Origin of the sequence: Marinobacter sp. KMM 10035, from assembly GCF_046537445.1 — a bacterium.
In the GTDB taxonomy this organism is placed as follows: Bacteria; Pseudomonadota; Gammaproteobacteria; order Pseudomonadales; family Oleiphilaceae; genus Marinobacter; species Marinobacter sediminicola.
Genome location: NZ_JBBVMG010000004.1, coordinates 83,718 through 107,142, shown reverse-complemented (window position 1 = coordinate 107,142; position 23,425 = coordinate 83,718). Strand labels below are relative to the sequence as shown.

General features: G+C 53.3%; 21 protein-coding genes and 1 riboswitch. Of the genes, 13 read left to right on the top strand and 8 right to left on the bottom strand.

Features of this window, described 5'->3' with window-relative positions; genetic code table 11:
* Nucleotides 1–3 precede the first annotated feature (3 nt).
* From AADB16_RS17425 to AADB16_RS17415, 3 genes are all read left to right on the top strand, one after another.
* Nucleotides 4–927 carry a hypothetical protein gene (locus AADB16_RS17425; protein ID WP_410805119.1) on the top strand — a complete coding sequence of 308 codons (924 nt, stop codon included), beginning with the start codon at nt 4–6 and terminating at the stop codon, nt 925–927.
* A 66-nt stretch (nt 928–993) separates the two neighbouring features.
* Nucleotides 994–1,734: a glycosyltransferase family 25 protein gene (locus AADB16_RS17420; RefSeq protein ID WP_410805117.1), complete on the top strand. Its 741-nt coding sequence runs from the start codon at nt 994–996 to the stop codon at nt 1,732–1,734.
* A 5-nt stretch (nt 1,735–1,739) separates the two neighbouring features.
* On the top strand, nt 1,740–2,453 hold the full coding sequence (locus AADB16_RS17415) for a glycosyltransferase family 32 protein (protein WP_410805115.1): 714 nt from the start codon (nt 1,740–1,742) through the stop codon (nt 2,451–2,453).
* On the opposite strand, the gene AADB16_RS17410 is transcribed toward AADB16_RS17415, so the two are convergent.
* Nucleotides 2,442–3,770 carry an O-antigen ligase family protein gene (locus tag AADB16_RS17410; RefSeq protein ID WP_410805113.1) on the bottom strand — a complete coding sequence of 443 codons (1,329 nt, stop codon included), beginning with the start codon at nt 3,768–3,770 and terminating at the stop codon, nt 2,442–2,444. The genes AADB16_RS17415 and AADB16_RS17410 overlap by 12 nt on opposite strands.
* Nucleotides 3,767–4,621, bottom strand: a complete 855-nt coding sequence (locus tag AADB16_RS17405; RefSeq protein ID WP_410805111.1) for a glycosyltransferase family 2 protein — start codon at nt 4,619–4,621, stop codon at nt 3,767–3,769. The genes AADB16_RS17410 and AADB16_RS17405 overlap by 4 nt, the downstream gene beginning before the upstream one ends.
* 111 nt (nt 4,622–4,732) lie before the next feature.
* Between AADB16_RS17405 and AADB16_RS17400 the strand changes: the two genes are divergently transcribed.
* Nucleotides 4,733–5,755: a glycosyltransferase gene (locus tag AADB16_RS17400; protein ID WP_410805109.1), complete on the top strand. Its 1,023-nt coding sequence runs from the start codon at nt 4,733–4,735 to the stop codon at nt 5,753–5,755.
* A 2-nt stretch (nt 5,756–5,757) separates the two neighbouring features.
* Nucleotides 5,758–6,801, top strand: coding sequence for an ELM1/GtrOC1 family putative glycosyltransferase (locus AADB16_RS17395; RefSeq protein ID WP_410805190.1), 1,044 nt, complete (start codon nt 5,758–5,760; stop codon nt 6,799–6,801).
* A 1-nt stretch (nt 6,802) separates the two neighbouring features.
* Here AADB16_RS17395 and AADB16_RS17390 read toward each other — a convergent pair whose 3' ends face one another.
* The 3 genes from AADB16_RS17390 to lpxL are packed head-to-tail and all read right to left on the bottom strand — an operon-like array spanning nt 6,803 to nt 9,832.
* Nucleotides 6,803–7,924, bottom strand: a complete 1,122-nt coding sequence (locus AADB16_RS17390) for a glycosyltransferase family 4 protein (RefSeq protein WP_410805107.1) — start codon at nt 7,922–7,924, stop codon at nt 6,803–6,805.
* Nucleotides 7,921–8,898 (bottom strand): mitochondrial fission ELM1 family protein, encoded by a 978-nt coding sequence (locus tag AADB16_RS17385; RefSeq protein WP_410805105.1) that lies wholly within the window; start codon nt 8,896–8,898, stop codon nt 7,921–7,923. Before AADB16_RS17385 ends, AADB16_RS17390 begins: the two co-directional genes overlap by 4 nt.
* The gene (gene lpxL / locus AADB16_RS17380; protein ID WP_410805103.1) at nt 8,885–9,832 is read right to left on the bottom strand and encodes an LpxL/LpxP family Kdo(2)-lipid IV(A) lauroyl/palmitoleoyl acyltransferase; all 948 of its coding nucleotides are present in this window, start codon (nt 9,830–9,832) and stop codon (nt 8,885–8,887) included. The genes AADB16_RS17385 and lpxL overlap by 14 nt, the downstream gene beginning before the upstream one ends.
* Before the next feature lie 123 nt (nt 9,833–9,955).
* Here lpxL and waaA point away from each other — a divergent pair, with 123 nt between their 5' ends.
* Nucleotides 9,956–11,209 (top strand): lipid IV(A) 3-deoxy-D-manno-octulosonic acid transferase, encoded by a 1,254-nt coding sequence (gene waaA / locus AADB16_RS17375; RefSeq protein ID WP_410805101.1) that lies wholly within the window; start codon nt 9,956–9,958, stop codon nt 11,207–11,209.
* An 85-nt stretch (nt 11,210–11,294) separates the two neighbouring features.
* Here the strand turns inward: waaA and AADB16_RS17370 are convergent, their stop codons facing one another.
* Nucleotides 11,295–12,656, bottom strand: a complete 1,362-nt coding sequence (locus AADB16_RS17370) for a TolC family outer membrane protein (RefSeq protein ID WP_309045793.1) — start codon at nt 12,654–12,656, stop codon at nt 11,295–11,297.
* Between the two features lie 206 nt (nt 12,657–12,862).
* Nucleotides 12,863–12,979, top strand: a riboswitch (TPP riboswitch).
* Nucleotides 12,980–13,067: 88 nt separating this feature from the next.
* On the opposite strand from AADB16_RS17370, the gene thiC reads away from it, so the two are divergent.
* From thiC to cpdA, 4 genes are all read left to right on the top strand, one after another.
* Nucleotides 13,068–14,945 carry a phosphomethylpyrimidine synthase ThiC gene (gene thiC / locus AADB16_RS17365; RefSeq protein ID WP_410805098.1) on the top strand — a complete coding sequence of 626 codons (1,878 nt, stop codon included), beginning with the start codon at nt 13,068–13,070 and terminating at the stop codon, nt 14,943–14,945.
* A gap of 312 nt (nt 14,946–15,257) precedes the next feature.
* Nucleotides 15,258–15,872 (top strand): NUDIX domain-containing protein, encoded by a 615-nt coding sequence (locus AADB16_RS17360; protein WP_309045791.1) that lies wholly within the window; start codon nt 15,258–15,260, stop codon nt 15,870–15,872.
* 2 nt (nt 15,873–15,874) lie between these two features.
* Nucleotides 15,875–16,360, top strand: a complete 486-nt coding sequence (locus tag AADB16_RS17355) for a DUF1249 domain-containing protein (protein WP_309045790.1) — start codon at nt 15,875–15,877, stop codon at nt 16,358–16,360.
* A gap of 232 nt (nt 16,361–16,592) precedes the next feature.
* The gene (gene cpdA, locus AADB16_RS17350) at nt 16,593–17,399 is read left to right on the top strand and encodes a 3',5'-cyclic-AMP phosphodiesterase (RefSeq protein ID WP_309045789.1); all 807 of its coding nucleotides are present in this window, start codon (nt 16,593–16,595) and stop codon (nt 17,397–17,399) included.
* Here the strand turns inward: cpdA and metE are convergent.
* Complete coding sequence (gene metE / locus AADB16_RS17345; RefSeq protein ID WP_410805095.1) at nt 17,393–19,714, bottom strand: 5-methyltetrahydropteroyltriglutamate--homocysteine S-methyltransferase; 2,322 nt, start codon at nt 19,712–19,714, stop codon at nt 17,393–17,395. The two genes, cpdA and metE, sit on opposite strands and share 7 nt — an antisense overlap.
* 122 nt (nt 19,715–19,836) lie before the next feature.
* On the opposite strand from metE, the gene AADB16_RS17340 reads away from it, so the two are divergent.
* From AADB16_RS17340 to AADB16_RS17330, 3 genes are all read left to right on the top strand, one after another.
* The gene (locus tag AADB16_RS17340) at nt 19,837–20,727 is read left to right on the top strand and encodes a LysR family transcriptional regulator (protein WP_309045787.1); all 891 of its coding nucleotides are present in this window, start codon (nt 19,837–19,839) and stop codon (nt 20,725–20,727) included.
* Between the two features lie 44 nt (nt 20,728–20,771).
* Nucleotides 20,772–21,164 carry a glycine cleavage system protein GcvH gene (gcvH, locus tag AADB16_RS17335; protein WP_298453262.1) on the top strand — a complete coding sequence of 131 codons (393 nt, stop codon included), beginning with the start codon at nt 20,772–20,774 and terminating at the stop codon, nt 21,162–21,164.
* Nucleotides 21,165–21,390: 226 nt separating this feature from the next.
* Nucleotides 21,391–22,587 (top strand): class I SAM-dependent rRNA methyltransferase, encoded by a 1,197-nt coding sequence (locus AADB16_RS17330; RefSeq protein WP_309045784.1) that lies wholly within the window; start codon nt 21,391–21,393, stop codon nt 22,585–22,587.
* Nucleotides 22,588–22,651: 64 nt separating this feature from the next.
* Here AADB16_RS17330 and AADB16_RS17325 read toward each other — a convergent pair whose 3' ends face one another.
* Complete coding sequence (locus AADB16_RS17325; RefSeq protein WP_410805092.1) at nt 22,652–23,308, bottom strand: HAD family hydrolase; 657 nt, start codon at nt 23,306–23,308, stop codon at nt 22,652–22,654.
* Nucleotides 23,309–23,425: the final 117 nt, after the last annotated feature.

Sequence of the window (23,425 nt, the reverse complement as noted above, 5' to 3'; positions counted from 1 at the left end):
ACTATGTCAGCTAGCATCACATTCTGTATCTTCTCGTTCAATCGCGGCGCCTTTCTGAAAAACTGCATTGATTCCATTGAGGCTGCCATTGATCAGCCCGAAATTGTTATATTCGACGACGATAGCAACGACCCGCAAACTCTTGAGTTCCTTGCTGGTATTAAAGACCGCCATCAGGTTGTGTTCCCGGAAAAAAAGGGCAGCATCAAGCATGGCGGGTTGTACCACAACATGCAGAATGCCTTGGTTAAGCTGAAGGACCGGAACCTTCTTTGTTATCTTCAAGACGATACTCAGTTGGTAAGACCCATACTGGGGCATGAGGTGATAGAGCTCAATAGGCTGTTTGAATCGAACCCGGACGTTGCGTTCATTCATCCATGCTTTATTCGGGGTGTCGATCAGTTAAAGCGACCACTGATTCCCGAGCCGGGGCCTGATGCGTCAGTTTTCGTGCGCAAGAATATGGGGCAAAGTGCAGGGGTTCACTATTCCGACCTGGTTATGTTTAAGCCCGCGCGCCTGCTCGCAGCTGGTTGGGAATTTCGCCAGTCTGAGCCAGCTAACGATAGTCAGGCCAAGGCGTCTTTCGGCCCTATGTTGTATCTCTGGGCGCCATTTGCCATGTGGTTGCCTGAAGTTCCGGCTTATCGTGGTAAAAGTAAAACGTTGGGCTTGAAGCTTGCGGAGAAGCGTAAGAGGTGTGGTTTTTACCCTTTTCGTATGTGGACAGAGGAGCAGGCTTCACGTTTTCTGGCGGCGTCCAGTGAGAAGGTGCCCCCCATCGCCGAGCAGTTTCTGGACTGTGAGGGGGAGACGCCTGCCAAGCCGTGGACCTATAACCCTCTTACGGGCTTGAGCATGCTCAAGCATCTCAATAATATTGAGGTTGCTCTCAAACGATGGCTGCCGATGATACGGAAATGATCGGCCAGCCAGAGTTCGCCCGAGAAACGGGATGATAAACATTCAAACTAATGGTTCTTACTAAATATGCCCCCCAAAATTGTCGTCATAAGCCTAGCGTCGGCTCTCGAGCGCCGAGAGAAAATCTCTCAGCAATTACAATCCCTCGATCTCGAGTTTTCTTTTTTTGATGCGGTTAATGGAAGCAAGGGGCATGACCTTTTTCGACATTACAACTCAATAAAGCGTCGGCGAGAAGAGCCTGACGATATGTCTCCGGGACAGCTTGGGTGCTATGCCAGTCACTATCTGATTTGGGAGCAGTGCGTAGAGTCAGGGCGTCCGATAATTGTTCTTGAAGATGATGCACTGTTATTCCCGGAACGCTTTGACACTTTTGTAAATGTCACAGAAAAGCTGCCCGAAAACCTCGAGTGTGTCAGGCTGTTTTCTCCTTTGAGAAAGAAGAGTACGCCTCTGAAGCGAGTGTTTGAGATCAGCAGTATCGAGGTGTTCAAATACTCCAAAGGACACAAAAGCACCACAGGTTATTATCTAACCCCAACCGGGGCTGAAAAGTTTCTCCGGCACGCAAGAGAATGGACTCAGCCAGTGGATTTGGAGATGGATGAGTTCTGGAAGCATGGTGTGGAGAACTATGGTGTGCACCCGGCATGCCTGACTAATGATCAAGAATTTGACTCCATGATTGGTTACGCCAAACAGAAATCGAAACGTGATCTCAGTGTAACGCTTTATAGGAAGGCGAAGCATCTGAATGAAGCCGTTGCACGCACGGTTCATAACCTGAAGTTCCGGTTGCGGTGATATCAATGCAGCAAGAGGCAAAAAACACCAGCGAGATAATTCATGGAATTTGGCTGGGTAAGAAGATGTCGCCGCTTGGCCATGCTTGCGTAGATGACTGGAGAAAACAGGGTTTCAATTACAGGTTGTGGACCGAATCGGACACGGAAATTCTTCAATGGATAGAGGGGTGCCGGTTTGCACGCGAGTGTTTTCGCCGAGGCCTGTATGCGTTTGTTACTGACTATTTGCGACTAAAAATCCTTCAAAAGTTTGGTGGGCTGTATCTCGATCTAGACGTGACAATACGCAGGAATCCTTTTCCCCTTTTTCAGGATTTGATGTTCGCGGTGGGGTATGAGGCCGATTCGAGGATTGGTACATGTGCTATTTTCGCACAGAAAAACTCGAAAATTCTGGCGGAATTAATCTCCTTCTACGAGGCTGGAATATGGACGTCCCCTTTATATATTGGCCCACATATTTTCACGGAGATTTTGATCGACAACAGCGTTTGTGATTTGGAACCTTCGAAGATCTTCCCTCGGCACTATTTTAACCCTTACCAAGGTGAGGATATCTTTTTCGAGTGCACCGCTGATGCTTATCTCGTGCATTGGTATCAGCACAGCTGGAAAAGGTCTCGAAAAATGGTTTTCTTGAAGGCCAAGCACCTTGGGTTCTGGGGGAGGTTTTATACATGGCAAAAGTATTTTTTCCAGGTGAGGCTACGAGGATGAAAAGTGCTCGTGTTTCTCAGAGCTGAAAGAAAAGCTGTAGATGACCCCGTAAAAAACTGTAAAGACGTATATCCCATCCCACATATAGAAAAATGACTCGAAAGTATTGATAGTGAGCCAGATGATAAGGGTGAAGATGGAAAATATTACCCATTTAGCCCCTTCTGCCCCTTTCTTTTCTCTGATGATCCTGGCGACAGGGAAGATAATAATAAAATAGATTAATGTCGCACCCACTATGCCATAGCTTAGAAGAGTCTCAATGTGTGAGCTGTGAAGGTGTTTGAATTCTGACCTGACCCACCCGGGAAGACTTTCAGCCGCTACGATTACATCTTCCTTTATGTCTTCTCCGTTGCCAAAAACTGGACGTTCTGCAATCCAGTGACTCGCTTCGAACCACGAATGAATTCGTATCCCGATGCTTGTGTCATTGGGTATTTCTGAGATGTCGCCGTGCGTAATTTTACTAAGAGTTGAGCTCTCTGCACTGGCGCGGTTTTGCACTACGTCGAGGTTCGTAGCAAGTGCTCCGATGATACCGATTAATGCATACAGGATAACCATCGGGGCTATCCGAATCTGGAGAGTTCCGGTCGCTTTCAATAGTGCAGGTGCAAGCCCTACGCATATAGCAATAGGTAGCCATGCTTGGCGAGACTGTGCAGCTATTGTTATCGCTATGAATATGGCTATAAATAGCAGAGACACCAGCTTTTTAATGATTTCCAGTCTTCGGCTTAAATGAGTGTTTGAAAACATCAAGAAAATGGATGCGAGAAGACCGAACGCCGCTATCAATGAGGTGTGCTGGGCGTTTCGTAGTCCAAAACTTACCCTCACACCGGAAGCAGCACGATTGAGTTCTTCTGTGAGCTCTGCGGGAGCTGTTATGAATAAAAGTAGAGCGCCACAGCAGTAGGCGAGCAGAACCAATGCTATGCGCTGCTCATTGCCCTGTATCCAGTATGCCAGGAACCAGAATATGAAAAAGGTATAGAGGCTGAAAGGAGAGGGAGTCGGCAGGGCGAGCTCAGGAATAAACAGGGTGCTGTTCAGCCACGACGCGGTTGGCACGATCAGCGAGATCAGAAAGAGGCGCGGATAAGCATCGGTTTTCATGTGGTGACCGGCTTTAAACGCGTGATACAGAGTACCCAAAACAAGGAGCCCCAGCGCAACATCGCCGATATCGCGATAGGATCGTTTGAAAAGAATAAACAATACGACGCAAGCGAGCATCAAGAGCTCAAGATACGGCTTTGGGGCTTCAAGCTTTTGAATGATGTTTTTGGGGGAGGTTTGGATGGCTGTCACTGTTGGGATGCTTTATCGGTTACTATATTCGCAGAAGGGGGCAGCTGTTCTATGCCATTTTGGGTCGTCAATATCTTATTTGCTTCAACGCCACGTCGAAAATCTTTGTTCTTTTTTACTAAAACGGGATCAACATACCCCCTCTTATGATCCAGATGAATCACGATCGCGTTATAGCGAACGTGCTTCGGTTTGATGCCGTTGTTGATCAGTCTCACACCAAACTCCCTGTCTTCACCGCCATAAGCCATGGTCTCATCAAAGCCATTTACTGCAAGAACATCTGCCTTCCAGACGGAGCCATTGGAGCCTTTAAATCGGCACCGGGTTGGTGTCAGAGTGTTGTACATTTTTGCCTGCCAGCGGTTAGCAGTCAGTTTGCTGTTTTTGTAGCTTGTTTTAAGGCCATGCTGTTTTAGCCATGCCAGATCGAAACAGCGGCCAGTTAGAATGTCATCTTTCGAAATGGCGTCGCTCGTGCCCATTGGCAACTTGTGGTAGCCGCCCGAGAGAAACCGGCCAGGAGCCGCTTCGCTGGCGTGCACTTCAAGAAAGTCATTTCTGGGGATGCAGTCACCGTCCGTGAATACCAGATAATCAGCGCTGGCTTCCAGAACCGCTTTGTTGAGAATTCGGCATTTGCGGAAACCGTTGTCGGTTTGCCAGACATGCTTGATGGTCATGCCGGTTTCTGTGCGCATCTTGTCAATCAGTGCGCGGGTGTCATCGCCCGAACCATCGTCTGCCATAATGATTTCGAAGTCTTTGTGAGACTGTACGCTGTAGCCCCAAAGCACTTTTTCCAGCCAACGGGGGGAGTTGTAAGTGCTTATGATGACAGATAGCTTCATGTAAATTGTCTCACATCGAAATGCGTATAAGATGCCCCAGGAAATCCCGGGCAAGTGTATCGCGTGCCGTTGTATAACTGAAGTGCGTCAAAACACACACGAGGTTGTCAGATGAAAATATGTCAGGTGATGGCCGGCGATGGCGACGGCGGGCTGGAAAATCATTTTGCAGAACTCTGCAATGGTTTGGCGATGCAGGGTTGTGAGGTTGTTGCCATTGCCCATGAAAAATACAGCGGCCGTTTTGAGCCATCAGTAAGGTTTATTTCCCTCAACCTTAGCGGTGGGCGACGCAATCCTGTTTTGTTGGCCCGGCTTGCTCTGATCTTGCGACGGGAGGCACCGGACATTATCCATGCCCAAGCAAACAAAGCGGTTGAGATGCTGGCACGTGTCCGAGCGGTGGTGCCAGGGTATCGGATTGGTTCCATTCATAGCCGCAAGCGTTCCACCAGAATGTTCTCCCATATGAACACGGTCATTGGAGTAAGCAAAGGTGTCGTTTCGAACGTTGATCATCCTGATCTGCGGGTTGTTTACAATGGGATGACGCCTTATTTCAGTCCCTCAATGGACCGAACAACTCTCGCGCAAACCTTCGGTTTAGACCCGGATATGCGAATTTCGCTGGCGGTTGGCAGGCTGGTGCCAGTCAAGGCATTTGATAACCTGATTCTGGCATGGCGGCCCAGTCATGGGCAGCTGGTTATTGTAGGGGAGGGTCCCGAGCGAACCAGGCTTGAGGCAACTATTCGTCGGCAGGGGCTTGAGCAATGTGTGAAGCTGGCTGGTTTTCGGGCAGATGTTCGCGGAATGATGCAAGCGGCGGACCTTCTTGTGTTCGCCTCTCACCGGGAGGGCTTCAGCTATGTTCTGGCTGAAGCTTTATTAAGTGGCCTGCCTGTGCTGTCTACCAGGGTGCCGGGTGCAGAAGAAGTGCTACCCCAAGACTATCTGGTTGAATGCAATAATATCGATGCACTTAGTTGCAAATTAACCTGGCTGGCAGAGAACCCTGACGTTGCCAGACAGAGCCAGCGTCCGGTTTTTCTATGGGCTCAGCAAGCGCTTACGTTTGACAGCATGGTTGCGGAAACTTTTGGTATTTACAGAGAAGTGATGGGCACAACGTGACTATGCTCAAGGTTTTGATTCTATCGGACGGTGTCCCTGGCCATGTGAGCCAAGCGCGGGGTCTGGTGGATTGGCTTTCGACGCGCTATGAGCTTGTTTGCGTCGAGCAAACAGTGGCATTGCGTGTCAGATCACTATCTCGGCTTTTGTTGCCCTATGTGCTCAGAATCAACCGTGCCGGCCCGCACATTGGTACAGTTTTCTATGACTCTGGCATGCTCGGCTCTGAGACTACGCGCCCGGATCTGATTGTGTCCGCGGGTGGTAATACGTCGTTTTTGAATGTAGCACTGGCTCGAAAGTGGTCTGTGCCCAATATCTTTCTGGGCTCCGGCCGCAGGCTGCATTCGAGTGAGTTTTCGGCGCATCTGACGCTCGAGCCAACGGGGCAGTCGCACAACATCGTTATGGATCTGGTTCCAACAGCAACGAATCCGAGCGAGCCGGCAGAGAATGGGGGTGCGCTAAGAGATAGGCTGCAACTGAAGAATAGGCAGCCACTTTATAGTCTTGTTGTCGGTGGTGATGGTGCCGGTTATTCTTTTGATGAAACCACATGGAGCCAGATTGGTGGCTTGGTTGAAGGTTTGTCCAGGCGCGATAATTGCCGGTGGCTTGTGACGACTTCCCGGCGCACTGGCTGCGCTGGTGAGCATTTACTAAAGAAGGCTCTGCCGGTTTCACTGTTGGCGGATTCGGTTTGGTGGAGTGAATCGCCGAGAAAGGTAATGAATAGCTATTTGGACGCGTCAGATGCGGTGTTTGTTACTGCGGATAGTATGACAATGATCAGTGAAGCCATCGCGAGCCAAAAGCCGACAACTGTTCTGAAGCCTGCGGATGGAAAGCCGCCTGAGCGTTATCATAAAGCGCTTGAGCGGTTTGAGTTGGCAGGATATTGCAAGCTGTGGACGTTAGGGGCGGCCATGCCCAGTTTGCCAGCCAACGCCAATATCGATAATCATGCTCGAGATCTTTTGCTCTCACGACTGGAACAGCAGATCCCCAGCTTACTTCGACACTCTTTGGCATCTAGTGCGCGTTAATTTAGAGTGAGCTGATTCTGGCTTTTGCTTTAAGGAGATTCTGGTAAACCTCCAGTGTCGCCTCCGTCTGCGCTTGCAGCCGAAACCGATAAGGAATTTCGATATCTGATGTTTCGCTGTTTAGCAGCCTTACTGCCACCCTGGCAAACTCATGGGTGTCATCAGGTGTCACAAGCCCATCCCGAAAACACGCCTGCAGTGTTTCTGCGGCACCGCCACGGTTAAACGCAACTACCGGCGTGCCGGAGGATAGCGCTTCGGTGACTGTGCGGCCGAAGGGCTCGGGCTTTGTCGACATGTGGCACACCAGGTCGGCGAACAGATAGAGTTCCGCCATATCGTCCCGCTGCCCAAGGAAGGTTACCTTGTCGGTAAGCCCGAGCTTCGTGCGGTGCTGTTCGAGTTCCTGCATGAAGCGCTCTTTGCCGGGCTCTGCACCGCCAACAATAATGCCGTGGCAGTCTGCCTGTTCGCGGGTGATTTCTGCCATGGCTTCAAGAAACTGCAGCTGGCCCTTCCAGCGGGAAATCCGCCCCGGCATCATGAGAATCCGTTTGTTCTCAAGGTGTGGGAATTGTGTAAACAGTGCTTGTCGCCATGCGTCGTTCAGCTCTCGTTGTTGAAAGTAATCCACATCCACGCCGCGCTGTATCACGGTCAACTGTTGCTCTGGCACCTTATAGTTTTCGGTAATGTAGCTGCGCACACAGTTTGATACTGCGATCACATGGTCGGATTTTGCCATGATGGCGCTGTAGGGATTCACGGAGTACATGCCGTGGAAGGTTGAAATAATCAGTGGCTGCTGGCGCGCCGGCAACCCTTTACATGCCAAACGCACGATCCAGGCCGGCATGCGCGAGCGCACGTGGATAATGTCTGGTTGCAACTCCCGTATCAGGTTTCGCATGGGGCGAATTTGCCCAAAAGACGCAGGTGATTTGCGATGAATGGGCATTTTGACGTGGGTTGAGCCCTGTTCCTCAAGGCGCTCCACCAGAGGGCCGCCACTTGATACAACATAGGATTCGTGGCCGTGCCGCACAAGGTCAGCCGCAAACTCTACAGTTCCCCGTTCTACTCCGCCGCTGTAGAGCGCCGGTAATGCTTGGAGAATCCTCAAGGAGACGTCCTCTTTGATCTTTTCTGCTTTTCAGTGCGTGGGGTAAGCCAGCGCTCAATCACCCATTGAGCCGCTCGGTCTGCTTCCCAGAAAGTCTCTTCCCGGCCAGTTTTGCCCCCCATCACTGTTGCATGATCGCTCCAGCGTGCTACATGGCCCGCTTCAACCAATTGTTGCACGCCTTTGACCACACGGCTTTCGGAACGCTCAGGTAGCTGGAACAACCCGGTTGGCACGCCGGATGTGGCAGCCTCACACGCCATGGACATGCTGTCAGGTGTTACCCAGATGGCCCGGGATGCCGCAATGTTGTGGTTTAGCCAGTCTTCATGGGTTTTGTCAGGGTCTGCTACGGTAATTTTGAGGCTGGCAAGCTCGCTCACTCTCTCCCTGAGAGCTTGCGGTGTTCTTCTTGAGCCGCTGATCGTCCAGCGCCATTGGGGGTATTCTCCGATCAGATTTATAACTTGCCCGAAAACAATGTCATCGTCCCAGTTGTAATGGGGTGATGGGCCGCCGAGTAACAACAAGGCTTCGGGCTTTTCGGTAATTCGGGCAAGGGGAGTGACTGTGTTAATGACACCTTCTGTGATCAGTGTGTCTCCGTTAGGTGCAATGCCATCATGGGCAGGAATGATGGTTCCGTCGATCCAGCTGCGCGGGAACCCGGGTTTCATGATGACCAGAGTTTTGGTGTTCCTGAGCCGCCGCAAGGACAGCAGCAGTTTGTGAGTGCCTGTGCCGGCTGCGATGATCAAGTCAGGGTGGGGGAGGGACTTGTCCAACGCAGGCGGCATCGCCAAAAGTGCGCGCCACAATGGAATACGGATATCTGGCGCTGATAACCAGAACAGGCTTGCGCCAACTTTTACCCGTAGCCGATTGCCAAGGCCCTTTAACTGATTCCGGTGCCCGGGTTTGTTGTCTGTGAGCAACCATATTACCGGTGCTGCTGACGTGCTATTTGTCGCCATAAAAACCTGGGTCGTTTATATCTGGCCGCGTTTTGAAGCGGCGGTGCATCCAGAGGTACTGGTCGGGCGCTCGCCGAATCTCGCGCTCAAGAATCTGGTTGATCTCGGTCGCATCCTGCATGTCATCGCCGCCCGGAAAAGGCTCCAGCGGGGGGTGAAAGTAAATGTCGTAACCGGGTTTATCCTGCCGCCGGAAGTGGCTGAATGGAACCACCATACAGTGGCTGCGCGCAGCAATACGAGATGTGGCCGTGATGGTGCCAGTCGGTATGCCGAAGAATGGCGCGAAAACAATATCTTTGCGGCCATAGTCCTGGTCTGTTGCGTACCATACGGTCCTGTTTTTTTTAAGGCTGCGGAACAGGCCGCGAAGATCCCGTGCACCCAGAGCTGTTCCATACCGGCGCTCCCTTGCGCGGGTCATGATGGCATTCATCAGTGGGTTGTTGTGGTCTCGCTGCATTACGTCTGCTTCAATGTACTCGGTAACCAGGCTGCCTCCAAGGTCCAGGGTGCTGTAATGGCCGCCAAGCAGGAGCACACCGTTGCCTTTGGCCAAAGCTTTGTCCAAATATTCCTTTCCGTGAACTTCCGTTATCCCCATAAGCTTTGCCGGGTTCCGAAACCAAGCTATGCCCAGCTCCATCAGGCCGATTCCGTTTGCGATAAAACTATTACGAACCAGTGCACCTTGTTGTGCCTGCGTGAGCTCAGGAAAGCACAGTCGTATATTGACCTCGGCAATACGGCGCCGCCGCTTGGCAAAACGCCATGCGAGAAGCCCTATGCACTTGCCAAGCCACCACTGGAAGCGAATGGGAAGCTGGGCCGCGCACCACATAACGGCAATTCCGATCCAGGTCGGCCACCAGCGGGGGTGGCGATAGGCTGAGTAATCTGTATTTCGCGCCTGGTTGCGGTGTTTTTTCTTCACTTGAAAACCTGTCCTGCTAGCTCAGTGAGTTGCTGCTTTGGCTATGTTGCCCAGCATGGTCAGTCGGAAGCAAATTATCAGGGTTTGCGCTATGATACCGCACTGATTTGCAGGGGGTACTGCGTGCTTCAACTTATCTATTCACAACTTATACGCCTGGCGTTGCCGTTTATTCTTCTGCGTCTGTGGTGGCAGGGCCGCCAAGCACCCGAACTCCGCATTAATTGGCAGCAGCGCTTGGGGTTTGTGCCCCGAGCCAGCGGCACGGTTGTTTGGGTGCATGCCGTGTCGGTAGGCGAAACCATTGCCGCTGCGCCCATGGTGCGAAGACTGCTCGCTCGCAATCCCAATATTACTATCCTGATGACTGCCATGACCGACACCGGCCAAGCACAGGCCATGAAAATGTTTGGCGATCAGGTGCAATATGCCTATGCCCCCTATGATACACCCGGCGCGATTCGGCGCTTCCTGAACCGGGTTAATCCCAGAATACTGGTTATTATGGAAACGGAGATATGGCCGAACATGATTCGCCAGAGCCGGTCCCGTGGGGTTCCTGTCTTCCTTATCAACGCCCGGCTTTCCGAGCGCTCTGCGCTGGGTTATGAGCGCGTCAAACGCCTGGTTGCGCCGATCATGCGCAGTATTAGTTGGGTGGCTGCGCAGGCTGAAAAGGATGCGGAGCGTTTTCGACGAATAGGAGTTGCGTCATCCAAAGTAGCTGTTACTGGCAGTGTAAAATTTGATGTGGATATTCCTGACTCAGTGCGGGCAGAATCGCGGGTACTAAAGAGCAGTCTATCTGTTCGTCCTGTATGGATTGCCGGTAGCACCCATGAAGGTGAGGATGCCCAGTTGCTGGCGGCACACAAGCAACTTCTGCACCATAGGACCGATGCACTATTGATTGTCGTGCCTCGCCACCCTGAGCGCTTTGAGTCTGTGGCAGAGCTGATCAGCAAGCAGGGGTTCTCTCTGGCGCGTCGATCTTTGGGGGATGAGCCCTCGAGTGCTCAGGTATATCTGGGCGACACCATGGGTGAGCTGATGATGCTCTATGGCGCCAGTGATGTGGCATTTGTGGGCGGCTCATTGATTGAGCGTGGCGGACACAATCCTTTGGAGCCGGCGGGCTGGGGAATTCCCGTTGTTTCCGGACATAACGTGTTCAATTTTGAAACCATCTACGAACGGCTTCTTGATGATGGTGGGGTAACCATGGTTAGCGATGCTGATGAGCTGTTTTGCCACCTGCGCGCACTGTTCAGTAATGCTGACGAGCGTCTAGCCAGTGGCCAGCGCGCATTGTCGGTGGTCAACAAGAATAGGGGCGCATTGGATCGGGTCGTTGATGGGATTATCGAGCGGGTTTGAATCGGATTGGCGTGGAGAGCCTGCGCGTTGTGGGTGGGGAGGCGTACTCCCCACCCTGTCTTGATCTTCGTTCTGGCTGCGTAACTTAGCGAGTCGGGTCTTGCAGAGTTTCTTTGTCGTTAGCCAGAGCCTCAATCCCGGGGGCCGTAGCGCTCAGCCACTCGTTCAGCTCAATAAGATCCCTCGGGCTAAGCGTGCCGGCAGCCTGCTTTAGCCGAAGGGTATTTGTTACATAATCGTAGCGAGCATTGGCATAATCATTCAATGCCACGTAGTAGGCGCGCTCTGAATCCAGTACCTCGACGATGTTGCGGGTGCCCACGTCATACCCCGCACGGGTCGCGTCCAATGCGCTGCGACGGGAAATGATGGTTTGCTTCAACGCAGATGCGGTCTCTACGTTGTTGTTTACGGTCAAGTACAGGCTGCGAGTGCTCACTCTTACGTCGCGGCGTGTTGTATTCAGATCTTCCTGAGCTACCGTTACCAGCGAACGCTGCTGCCGAACGCCAGCTTGAGTACCGCCACCCATATACAGCGGTACGTTAAGCTCAAGGCCGATAACGCCCTGGGTTCCTTCCTGTTGAGTTTGCTTGGCGCCATCAAGTTCAGTTTGTCCATAGGAGGCGACCAGGTCGAGCGTCGGCATATGACCGGATTTTGCGACATCCAGATTAGCTTCGCTTGAATCCAGCACTGACATCGCAGCTTGTATCGCCCAGTTCTGTTCAAGAGCCGTCATTTCCCACGCGGACGGGTCCATGGGCTCTGGCTGCCCCAAGGGAAAGTTCTGACGCAAGTTCTGCAAGTCTTCGGAGTATTCGCCTGTGAAACGAGCCAGTTGCTCCCGAGCGATATTCGTCTGGTTTTCCGCCGCTATCCTTATGCTTCTGGCATCGTCATAGCTGGCGCGGGCTTCATAAACTTCTGTGATGGCGATCAGGCCAACATCAAAACGCTCTTGTGCCTGTTCGTATTGGCGGCGAATTGCTGCCTCGCCAGCCCTGGCAGTTGTTACCGTGTCTTGCGCCCGCAACACGTTGAAATACGCCGTGGCGACATCAAGAATCAGTTGCTGCTGCGCCAGGTTGTATTGAGCTTGCGCGGCTTCCGTCTGGAATTTGCTGGAGTCATACCGAAACCAGTTGTCCGCACGGAAAACGGGCTGAGTCAGGCGCACGCCGTAGTTGAATGCTTTATAGCTGTCTCCCTGGCCATTCTTGGCATCGAAATCCGTGTGGTTTGCATTTGCGTAGGCGCCAATTTGGGGCAGCAGAGTACTTTTGCTGATGTCGCTGCCTGCCTGCTGGGATTCAAATCTGGCCTGGGCTGCCGCGATGCCGGAGTCGTAAGAGAGTGCTTTCTCATAGGTCTCAACCAGATCTAGGGAAAGGGCCGGCTGAGCCGCCAATAGGCCGATAAGTCCGGAAAGCAATCGTTTCTTCATTATTACTCCTGAGTATGTGTGCGCGCCTACGCCCACCTGGGGCGCTGAAAAGGAATGCCAGATTGTCCCACGGTGACATGGGAGCAACATCGGTAATGGCATGGTTAAACAAGCCGGCTGAAACAATTTGACCATTATGGACAATAATTACGCTCAGCTCTACACTTGCATACAGCACTCACTTTGAGCGCTATAGATTACAGACTCGCGTCTTGACGGGGTGCTGGCTGTTTGACTTGTTCAGATAGCCGGCTGAGATTGCATCGCAGAACCCGCGACCTGATCCGGATAATACCGGCGTAGGGATTGAGACCAAGCTATCGAAGAGCCAGAAACACCTGCAAACTCTATGGTGTCGGCTCCCTCCGTCATGCGCGACCCGAATATCCAATAAAATTCCGGGAGCAATTGATGACCGATCTGCCAACTTACCTCAGTGATTCCGCGCGCGTAGATTCTGCTGCGATTCAACCCTTACCGGGCTCACGCAAGATATACGTACAGGGTAGTCGTTCTGACCTGCGGGTGCCTATGCGTGAAATATCCGTGCAGGATACGCCCACAGAAATGGGTGGCGAGAAAAACCCACCGGTGGTGGTGTATGACACCTCCGGCATATACACAGACCCTGACGCCACCATTGATCTGCGCAAAGGCCTTCCCGCCATCCGCGCTGCCTGGATATCGGAGCGTGAAGATACGGCTCCCTTGCCAGGTTACACCTCGGAATACACCCGCCGCAGAATGAAAGACCCTCAGCTTGACCCGCTTCGTTTTATGGACGAACGCAAGCCTCTCAGGGCGCTGGCAGATAAAAACGTTACCCAGATGCACTACGCCCGCAAAGGCATCATTACGCCGGAGATGGAATACATCGCCATACGGGAAAACATGAAGCTGCAGGAAGCTCGAGAGCAAGGCTTGGCGGATGATCAGCACCCTGGCCAATCTTTCGGAGCCAGTATTCCAGCAGAAATTACCCCCGAGTTCGTGCGCAGCGAAGTGGCCCGGGGCAGGGCAATTATCCCTGCCAACATCAATCACCCGGAATCCGAACCGATGATCATCGGCCGCAACTTTTTGGTGAAGATCAACGGCAACATCGGTAACTCAGCGGTTACCTCTTCAATTGAAGAAGAAGTGGAGAAACTCACCTGGGGCATCCGCTGGGGTTCCGATACCATCATGGATCTCTCCACCGGCAAGAACATTCACGAAACCCGCGAATGGCTGATCCGCAACTCACCGGTTCCCGTTGGCACAGTGCCTATCTATCAAGCTTTGGAAAAAGTAGGCGGTGTAGCAGAAGACCTCACGTGGGAAATCTTCCGGGATACATTGATTGAGCAAGCAGAGCAGGGCGTAGACTACTTCACCATCCACGCCGGAGTGCGCTTGCACCATGTGCCCATGACGGCAAAACGCACCACAGGCATCGTCTCCCGTGGCGGCTCCATCATGGCGAAATGGTGTCTGGCTCACCACAAAGAAAGCTTTTTGTACGAGCACTTCGAAGATATCTGCGAAATCATGAAAGCCTACGACGTCTCCTTCAGCCTAGGCGACGGCCTGCGCCCCGGCTCCATAGCCGATGCAAACGATGCAGCCCAGTTCGGCGAACTGGAAACCCTGGGCGAACTCACCAAAATTGCCTGGAAGCACGACGTACAATGCATGATCGAAGGCCCCGGCCACGTGCCCATGCACTTGGTAAAAGAGAACATGGACAAGCAGTTGGAGTGCTGCGACGAAGCACCCTTCTACACCCTCGGCCCATTGGTCACCGACATTGCTCCCGGCTACGACCACATAACCTCTGGCATAGGCGCTGCCATGATCGGCTGGTTTGGCTGCGCGATGCTTTGCTACGTCACCCCGAAAGAGCACTTGGGGTTGCCAAATAAAGACGACGTAAAAACCGGCATCATCACCTACAAAATCGCCGCCCACGCAGCCGACCTGGCGAAAGGCCACCCCGGTGCCCAAATTCGCGACAACGCGCTTTCAAAAGCCCGTTTTGAGTTCCGCTGGGAAGACCAGTTCAACCTCGGCCTCGACCCAGACACCGCCCGAGCCTTCCACGACGAAACCTTACCCAAGGAATCCGCGAAAGTAGCCCACTTCTGCTCCATGTGCGGCCCGAAATTCTGCTCCATGAAAATCTCCCAGGAAGTTCGCGATTATGCGGCTGAGCATGGTATTGACGAGATTTCAGCAGTGGATGCGGGAATGAAAGAGAAGTCTCGGGAGTTCGTGGAATCCGGGAGTAAGCTTTACGACAAAGTCTGAGCATAGTTTTTCAGGCATGTGAGTTCGGAGTAAACGCAGAATTTGCTAAGGAGAATAGAGCGTAAAATAACTTACGGATGTTGATCCCGTTTTGTGTTTAAAAGCGGACAGCACAAAGTTGAATCGGTTGTGGCAAGGACGGCTTTCCAAAACTGTGCGGAGCCATGGATGGCGGAGCCAAGCGTACATGGATGTATCTACAGCGTGTTTTGGAAAGCCGTCCTTGCCACAACCAGCCCCACCCAAAGCAGGCTTGCAATAAACAACACCAACCGGCTATCGTGCAAAACCGATTTCAAAACAGAGTAAAGCATGACCAAGCCGTTCCAGTTCAAAGCCAGCGATGTCAAAGTCGAAAAGCGCGAAACCGTCTTCCAGGGCTTCTTCCGCATGGACAAACTATGGCTGACACACCCGCGCTTTGATGGCCGAAACATGCCAGAGTTTACCCGCGAACTCTTTATCCGCGGCGACGCCACCTGCGTACTCCCCTATGATCCAGAAAGAGACGAAGTTGTACTGCTTGAACAATTCCGCCTGGGCGCAATAGGGCGCGATCAGTCCCCCTGGTTGTTGGAGCTGATCGCCGGAATGAACGAAGAGGGCGAAAGCAGCGAAGAGGTTGCTCAAAGAGAAGCTGAAGAAGAAGCTGGCCTCAGCTTCAGCAAACTCGAAAAGATCTGCGATTACCTGGTGTCCCCAGGCGGCACTACAGAAATGGTTTACCTCTACTGTGGCAAAGTCAGCACCGAATCCGCGGGAGGCCTGTTCGGCCTCGAAGAGGAAAGTGAAGACATTCGTGCCCATGTGGTTTCAGCAGATGAAGCCATAGCAATGATCAGTGATGGCCGCATCAATAACGCAGCGGCAATCATCGCCATGCAGTGGCTGCAGATCAACCGTGCCAGGCTGCGGGCAGGGTGGTAGCCATGAGTGAGTGGGCAATGAAACCCAAACGTTACGTGCCGGATCTGCGCCAGCTCGGTGCCTTGTGTGATGGCAATTACCAGCGTCTTTGCAGGCTGCGCCAACTGAGAGTAGACGAAAAGCCTATATCCGACATCGAGTTACATCGGGAAAATGAATATTTGGGCCGCGTTCGAATCCAGGTTCTGCAAACAGCCCGATACACTGAAACCCTCCTGCTGGAGCAGATCCATAACAGTGGGCGCTGGCTCAACAACCCGAAGATGACGGTTCGGATATACCATGACGCCACTATGGCAGAAGTTATCAGTTGCTATCGTGACACGCAGATCGCGCCGGTTAACGACTACCCAAACCGGTTCATGCACCATCCCGATGAGAAGGTTCAGGTCAATGGTTTTCTCGCAGATTGGCTTGAGTACTGTTTGAGATTTGGACACTTGCCCTTGGAGCACGCCACCTGGACGTCAGGTGAAGGTACCCGTTGAGCTCGTTTCTCATTCATTCGATGACACGCTGAGCATTGAAAGGGCGAATGTGGTTGGCAAATTATGCAAAATTTTGTCAACGTTGAGTCAGAATGTGACGCGGGTTCCAGTCATGAGTAATCAATCCAGTGGCTGACAACGTACACTCATTGTGATGACGTGGGAGCTAATAAAAATCAGCTGCCATTGAACCTATTCCTTAATCGATGGCTGTAAGCAGACCATAAGCATCATGACCTCAACGGAAGCCTCCCCGACACTTCGGGTACTGCAGTTAACGGATCCGCACTTGATGGCCGCCGCCGATGGCGCGTTGCTTGGTGTAAATACCCGCGACAGCCTCGAAGCAGTCATAGCTGAGGTACTCAAGACCCACGGTCAGCCAGACCTGGTCCTTGTGACCGGCGACCTTGCTCAGGACGGCTCGGAAGAAGCCTATCGCGTTCTTGGGGAGCGCCTTGGTGCGTTTAACTGCGGGTCAGCCTGGATTGCGGGTAATCATGACCAGGTAGCCAGTTTGAAAACCGTTGCTGCAGGTTACGGTGCAGACCGTCGGCATGTAATGCAGGGTGGCTGGCAATTCATTCTTCTGGACTCATCGGTGCCAGGAAAAGTTCACGGAGAGCTTTCTGAATCTGAGCTGGGGTTCCTTGAAGACATGCTAGAACAGCATCCGGATGTACCTGCGCTCGTATCTCTGCACCACCACCCCGTTGATATTGAAACGGACTGGATGACAGACATTGGCCTGCAGAATCGTGACGAGTTTTGGCAACTGATTGATCGGTTTCCTCAAGTAAAGATCGTGTTGTGGGGCCACATTCACCAGACCTTTGAGCAGCAAAGAAACGGCGTGCACTTGTTGGCTACGCCATCCACATGTATTCAGTTTACCTCCGGATCACGCAAGTTCTCTGTAGATGATCTGGCGCCCGGGTATCGTTGGTTTGAGCTCCAGGCTTCCGGCGACTTCACTACGGAAGTTTGCCGGGCCCGGAGTTTCGAGTTTGAGCTGGATCAGAACAGCACCGGTTACTGAGCCGCTTCTGTCAGCTCATTCTCTGCTACATTAACTCCCTCAATTTGCTCTCTCAGCTCACGGGCTGCCGCTACCATTGCTTCAAGAGCGGGTTTTACTTCTTCCCAGCGCCGGGTTTTCAGGCCGCAATCCGGGTTGACCCACAAACGCTCTGCCGGAATCCTCTCCGCTGCCTTGCTCATCAAGTCGGTTACTTGCGCCACGCGCGGAATATTCGGCGAGTGGATGTCATAAACCCCTGGGCCTATATCGTTGGGGTACTCAAAACCCTTGAATGCATCCAGCAGCTCCATGGCAGAGCGTGATGTTTCTATGGTGATCACATCTGCATCCATGCGGGCAATGGCCCCGATGATATCGTTGAACTCCGAATAGCACATGTGGGTGTGAATCTGGGTGTCATCCTGCACGCCATTTGCACTGATGCGGAAGGCTTCGATGGCCCACTCCAGATAGTTGTTCCAGTCGGATTGGCGCAGTGGTAAACCTTCGCGCAATGCGGCTTCATCAATCTGGATAATCCCTACTCCGGCCTTTTCCAGATCCTGTACTTCTTCACGTACGGCCAGTGCCAGCTGCAGGCAGGTGTCTTTGCGTGGCTGATCATCCCGCACGAACGACCAGTTCAAAATGGTGACAGGGCCGGTGAGCATGCCTTTCATGGGCTTGTCGGTCAGGGACTGGGCGTATTTGGTCCAGTCTACCGTCATGGCGTTGGGGCGGGTGATGTCGCCAAACAGAATGGGTGGTTTCACGCACCGTGAGCCATAGGACTGCACCCAGCCAAACCGGCTGAACACGTAGCCTTCCAGCTGTTCGCCAAAATACTCCACCATGTCGTTACGCTCTGCCTCGCCGTGCACCAGCACGTCCAGGCCCAGCGCTTCCTGTTGCTCAACACAGTAAGCAATTTCTTCATGGATCCGCGCGGTGTAGTCCTGCTGGCTCAGGTTGCCTTGGCGGAACTCCTTGCGAACCGCGCGTATTTCCGGCGTTTGCGGGAAGGAGCCAATAGTAGTCGTCGGATAAGCGGGTAGCTTGAATCGTTCCTGCTGCAGCTTGGACCGCGTGCTGAACGGGCTCTTGCGCTGGCCATGCTCCGGCGTGATGGCCGACAGGGCTTCCGCAACCGCGGGGTTGTGTACTCTTGAGGACTGGCGTCGACTCTCGATGGCGTTCTGATTGGCGGCCAGCTCTTTGGCTACGGCTCCTCGACCTTCATCAAGTGCTTTCGCCAGAGTGTTTAACTCCTGCAGTTTCTGCCGGGCAAAAGCCAGCCAGTTGCGCACTTCGTCATCCAGCGTGGTTTCACTTTCCAGATCAACCGGTACATGCAGAAGGGAGCATGAAGGTGCCAGCCAAAGACGCTCGCCCAGTTTTTCTTTTAATGGCTCCAGAAGATCCAGAGTGGCATTCAGGTCGGTTTTCCAGATGTTTCGGCCGTTGATAACACCGAGTGACAGCACCTTGTGAGCTGGAAGCCAGTCGGCCAGTTGGGACACCTCATTCGCTGCGTTGATAGCATCCAGGTGAATGCCCGCCACAGGCAGTTCGCAGGCAAGTTGCAGGTTTTCCCTTAGCTCGCCAAAGTAAGTGGTCAACAGCAGTTTTACCGGAGCGGTTTTCAGTTCGTGGTAGGCGAGAATGAAAGCATGCTTCCAGTCCGCATCTAGCTCGGTAACCAGTGCCGGCTCATCAATCTGCACCCATTCAGCACCCGCATCCGCGAGCTTCGCCAGTAACTCGGTGTAGACCGGCAGCAGCTTGTCGAGCAGCTTCAAGCGGTCAGATTCGTCTTTGGCTTTTCCCAGCCATAGATAGGTAACCGGGCCGATGATGACAGGCTTGGTGTTTACACCCTGAGCACGGGCTTCTGCCAGTTGCACCAGAATGCGATCAGCGTTCAGGCTGAAACTGGTATCGGCACTGAACTCCGGCACTATGTAGTGATAGTTGGTATCAAACCACTTGGTCATTTCGCCCGCATGGACGCTGCAGCAGGCGCTGTCGCTAGGGGAGCGGCCCCGGGCTACACGGAAGTACTCGTCCAGTTGCGAGCCTGCATGGACGCTGGCACGCTCAGGCAAATTGCCAAGTGTCGCGCTCATGTCCAGCACTTGGTCGTAAAGCGAAAAATCGCCTACCGGTGCCAAAGCAAGGCCTGCCTGCTCTTGCCAGTTTTGCGCACGTAACTCTGCGGCGGTTTCCTGCAGCGCTTGTTCGCTGGACTGGCCGTTCCAAAGTGCTTCCAACGCAAATTTCAGTTCCCGGCGAGCGCCGATGCGCGGGTAGCCGAGGTTGTGTGTAGTGGTCATCCGGAACTCCTGAATACGTGTTTGTTGGGTTGTTGATAGGAGTTGCCAGATTAGCGTTCCGGGTCAATGAAAAATAATGGTATTATTTCAGGGTTCCATTAATTCTATTCATGGGTCGCTGAATGATTGAACGTAACCATCTGGAAGTTCTCCGGGCTGTTGACGCTGAAGGCTCCCTGACGGCAGCCGCAAGCCGCCTTCACCTTACCCAGTCCGCGCTTAGCCACTCCGTTCGCAAACTGGAGCAGCAGCTGGGAACCCCGCTTTGGTTGCGAGAAGGCCGGCAGCTCAGGCTGACTCAGGCCGGTAGCCACCTGCTGGCACTGGCTAATCGCCTGTTGCCCCAGTTCGAACATGCCGAAATGCTCATCGGCCAGTTCGCCAGAGGGCAGGCAGGCACCCTGCGTATCGGGATGGAATGCCACCCTTGCTATCAGTGGCTGTTAAAAGTTGTTGGCCCCTACCTTGAGCAGTGGCCATCGGTGGATGTAGATGTAAAACAAAAGTTCCAGTTCGGTGGCATCGGCGCGCTGTTTGGTCACGATATCGACATGCTGGTTACGCCTGACCCCTTGCACAGGCCCGGATTGGTGTTTGAGCCAGTGTTTGATTACGAGCAGGTGCTGGTGGTTGCTGCGTCCCACCGCCTCGCAGGCAAACCCTGGGCAGATGCGGCGGATCTGGAAACGGAAACCCTGATTACCTATCCCGTGGCGATCGAACGGCTGGATGTGTTCAACCACATACTGGTGCCCGCAAACATGCGCCCCGCACGCCACAAAACCATTGAGACCACAGACATCATGCTGCAAATGGTCGCCGCCGGCCGTGGCGTAGCGGCGCTACCCCGATGGCTGGTCACGGAATACAGCGACCGGCTGCGCATTGTTCCGGTAAAACTGGGCAAAGAAGGCATATCCAAACAGATATTCCTGGGCTGCCGCGAGCGAGATGTGGGTGTGCAGTATCTCGATTCCTTCATGAAGCTGGCACGAGAGGTTCGCTGGCGCTAAGGTTTCGGTTACACTGCCCAAAATTTTTGTCAGGAATTACCCTTATGAGTGAAACACCTTCTGATCTCAAATACATCGACACCCACCAGTGGGTGCGCGTACACGCTGACGGCACTGCAACCGTTGGCATAACCGACTTCGCCCAGGAGCAACTGGGTGACGTGGTTTATATCGGTGTTCCGGAAGTTGGCGAAACAGTCACCGGCGGCGAAGAAGCTGGCGTGGCCGAATCTGTGAAGTCCGCATCCGATGTGTTCAGCCCGGTAACCGGTGAGGTTCTTGAAGTTAACGAAAGCCTCGAAGACGAGCCAGAGAAGGTCAACGAAGATCCGTACGGCGATGGCTGGATGTTCAAGGTAAAGCTTGCTGATAAAGGTGAGCTTGATGGACTGATGGATGCAGATGCCTACGCCGAGCATGTAGCGGCCGCCGAGTAATTATTGGCACTGGTTCGAAAGCAGTTATAGGCACCTCCAGTGTCGAAGCAGTCGGGGCGCACCTCCCAAAACTGTGCGGAGCCATGGATGGCGGAGCCAAGCGTACATGGACGTATTCACAGCGTGTTTTGGGAGGTGCGCCCCGACTGCGTTCCCAGCCCGTGTGTGGGTGTCGTAAGTTAATGTATAATTCCCGCCCTATTTTTCTCTACCCTAGGTGGCAGCAATGAATTTCCCGGTTTTATATCTACGCAAAGGCGCGGAGCGCAGGCTTCGGGCTGGCCACCTGTGGGTTTACAGCAACGAAGTCGACATCCAGAGATCACCACTGACACAGTTTGAAGCCGGCACCCAAGCTGAGCTGCGTGCTTCTAACGACAAACCTCTCGGTGTGATTTTCGTCAACCCCCATGCTCTTATTTGCGGCCGACTCATAAGCCGGGACGCGGCACAGGGCATGACCCCGAACCGATTGACTCAGCGCATGGAAACGGCGCTGGCATTACGGGACAGGTTGTTTGATAAGCCCTTCTACCGCTGGGTATTTGGCGACAGCGACGGCCTGTCCGGGCTGGTTATAGACCGCTTTGGCGACACAGTCGTCGTCCAGATATCCACCGCCGGCATGGAGCTGATGAAAGAATCCATCGTCCGTGCGGTTCAGCGGTTGGCGCACCCGCAAGCCATCATCCTGAAAAACGATGGCAAGATGCGCAGCGTTGAAGGGCTGAGCTCATACGTTGAGCAGGCCCATGGCCCGGAAGCGACACTGCTTGAAGTGGAAGAAAACGGCGTGCGCTTCGAAGTGCCCCTGGAGGGCGGTCAAAAAACCGGTTGGTTTTACGATCACCGTATGAATCGTCAGCGCCTGCAGGCCTACGCGCCGGGTAAACGGGTGCTGGATGTGTTCAGTTATGTAGGCGGTTGGGGTATTCAGGCGGCATGCGCCGGTGCCGCCCAGGTTACCTGTGTGGACAGTTCTTCTGGTGCCATTGATTCGGTGCATCACAACGCCAAGCTGAATGGCCTCGATAATGTTGAAACCATCGAAGGCGATGCGTTCGATGCGTTGAAAGCGCTGGCGGAAGAGAAGGAAAAGTACGATATCGTTGTACTGGATCCGCCCGCACTTATTCCCCGCCGTCGGGATCAGAAGGCTGGCGAACAGGCCTATGCGCGGCTGAATCAGCTTGGGCTGAGGCTGCTGGAGCGGGACGGAATTCTTGTTTCTGCTTCGTGTTCCATGCATCTCTCGCAGGAAAAGCTGGTAGATATCATTCGCGGCAGTGGCCGAAAGATCGATCGCTTCGTGCAGTTGCTGGAGCAGGGGCATCAGGCGCCGGACCACCCGATTATTCCAGGCATTCCAGAAACCGACTACATCAAGTCCTGCTTCGTACGATCCCTTACCGGTTTTATGTGACCCCCTGGTCGAGCCCGCCCTCCAATAAAGCAAGGAGGCGGGCTCAGCGCGCAGTTAGCGGGGCTCAGTCGCGAAGCGTCATAACACTCCAGCCTTTGTTCCTCGCAAATTCTTCTAGCTTTGGATCCGGATCAACGGCAACCGGATTGTCCACCTTTTCCAGCAGTGGCAAATCGTTGTGTGAGTCGCTGTAGAACCAGGCGCCGTCCAGGTTTCTGTTGTGAGCGTTCAGCCAGTCGTTTAGACGAGTGACCTTGCCTCCCTGAAAGCTGGGGACGCCTGCAATTTCACCGGTGTAACGTCCATTGACCAACTCAGGTTCGGTGGCGATCAGGTGCTCAATACCCAGTACGTCTGCAATAGGCTCGGTCACAAACCGGTTGGTGGCTGTGATAATCATCAGCGTATGACCTTGCTCCCGGTGGCTGCTCAACAGTTCGCTGGCCTTTTTCTGCAGCATTGGTCGCACCTTCTTGTCCATGAACGCAGCTCGCCACGCCAGTAGCTCATCCATGTTGTGTACCGACAAAGGTTGAAGCGCAAACCTGAGGTAATTCAGGATGTCCATTTCGCCATTCAGGTATTCCTGATAAAAGCGGTCGTTCGCTTGGCGATAGGTCTCGGCATCAACGATGCCTTCTTCTACAAGAAACTCGCCCCAGGCGTGGTCGCTGTCGCCAGCGAGCAGTGTGTTGTCGAGATCAAAAATTGCGAGCGTCAAACGATTACCTCCAGAGGCATAGGGCTTGCGAAAGCCGGTATGTTACCACGGGTACCTGAGTGCGGCTGCGTTTGCCGAAGTCTTGGGATTCTGTAAGAATGAGCGCAACTTGGAAAA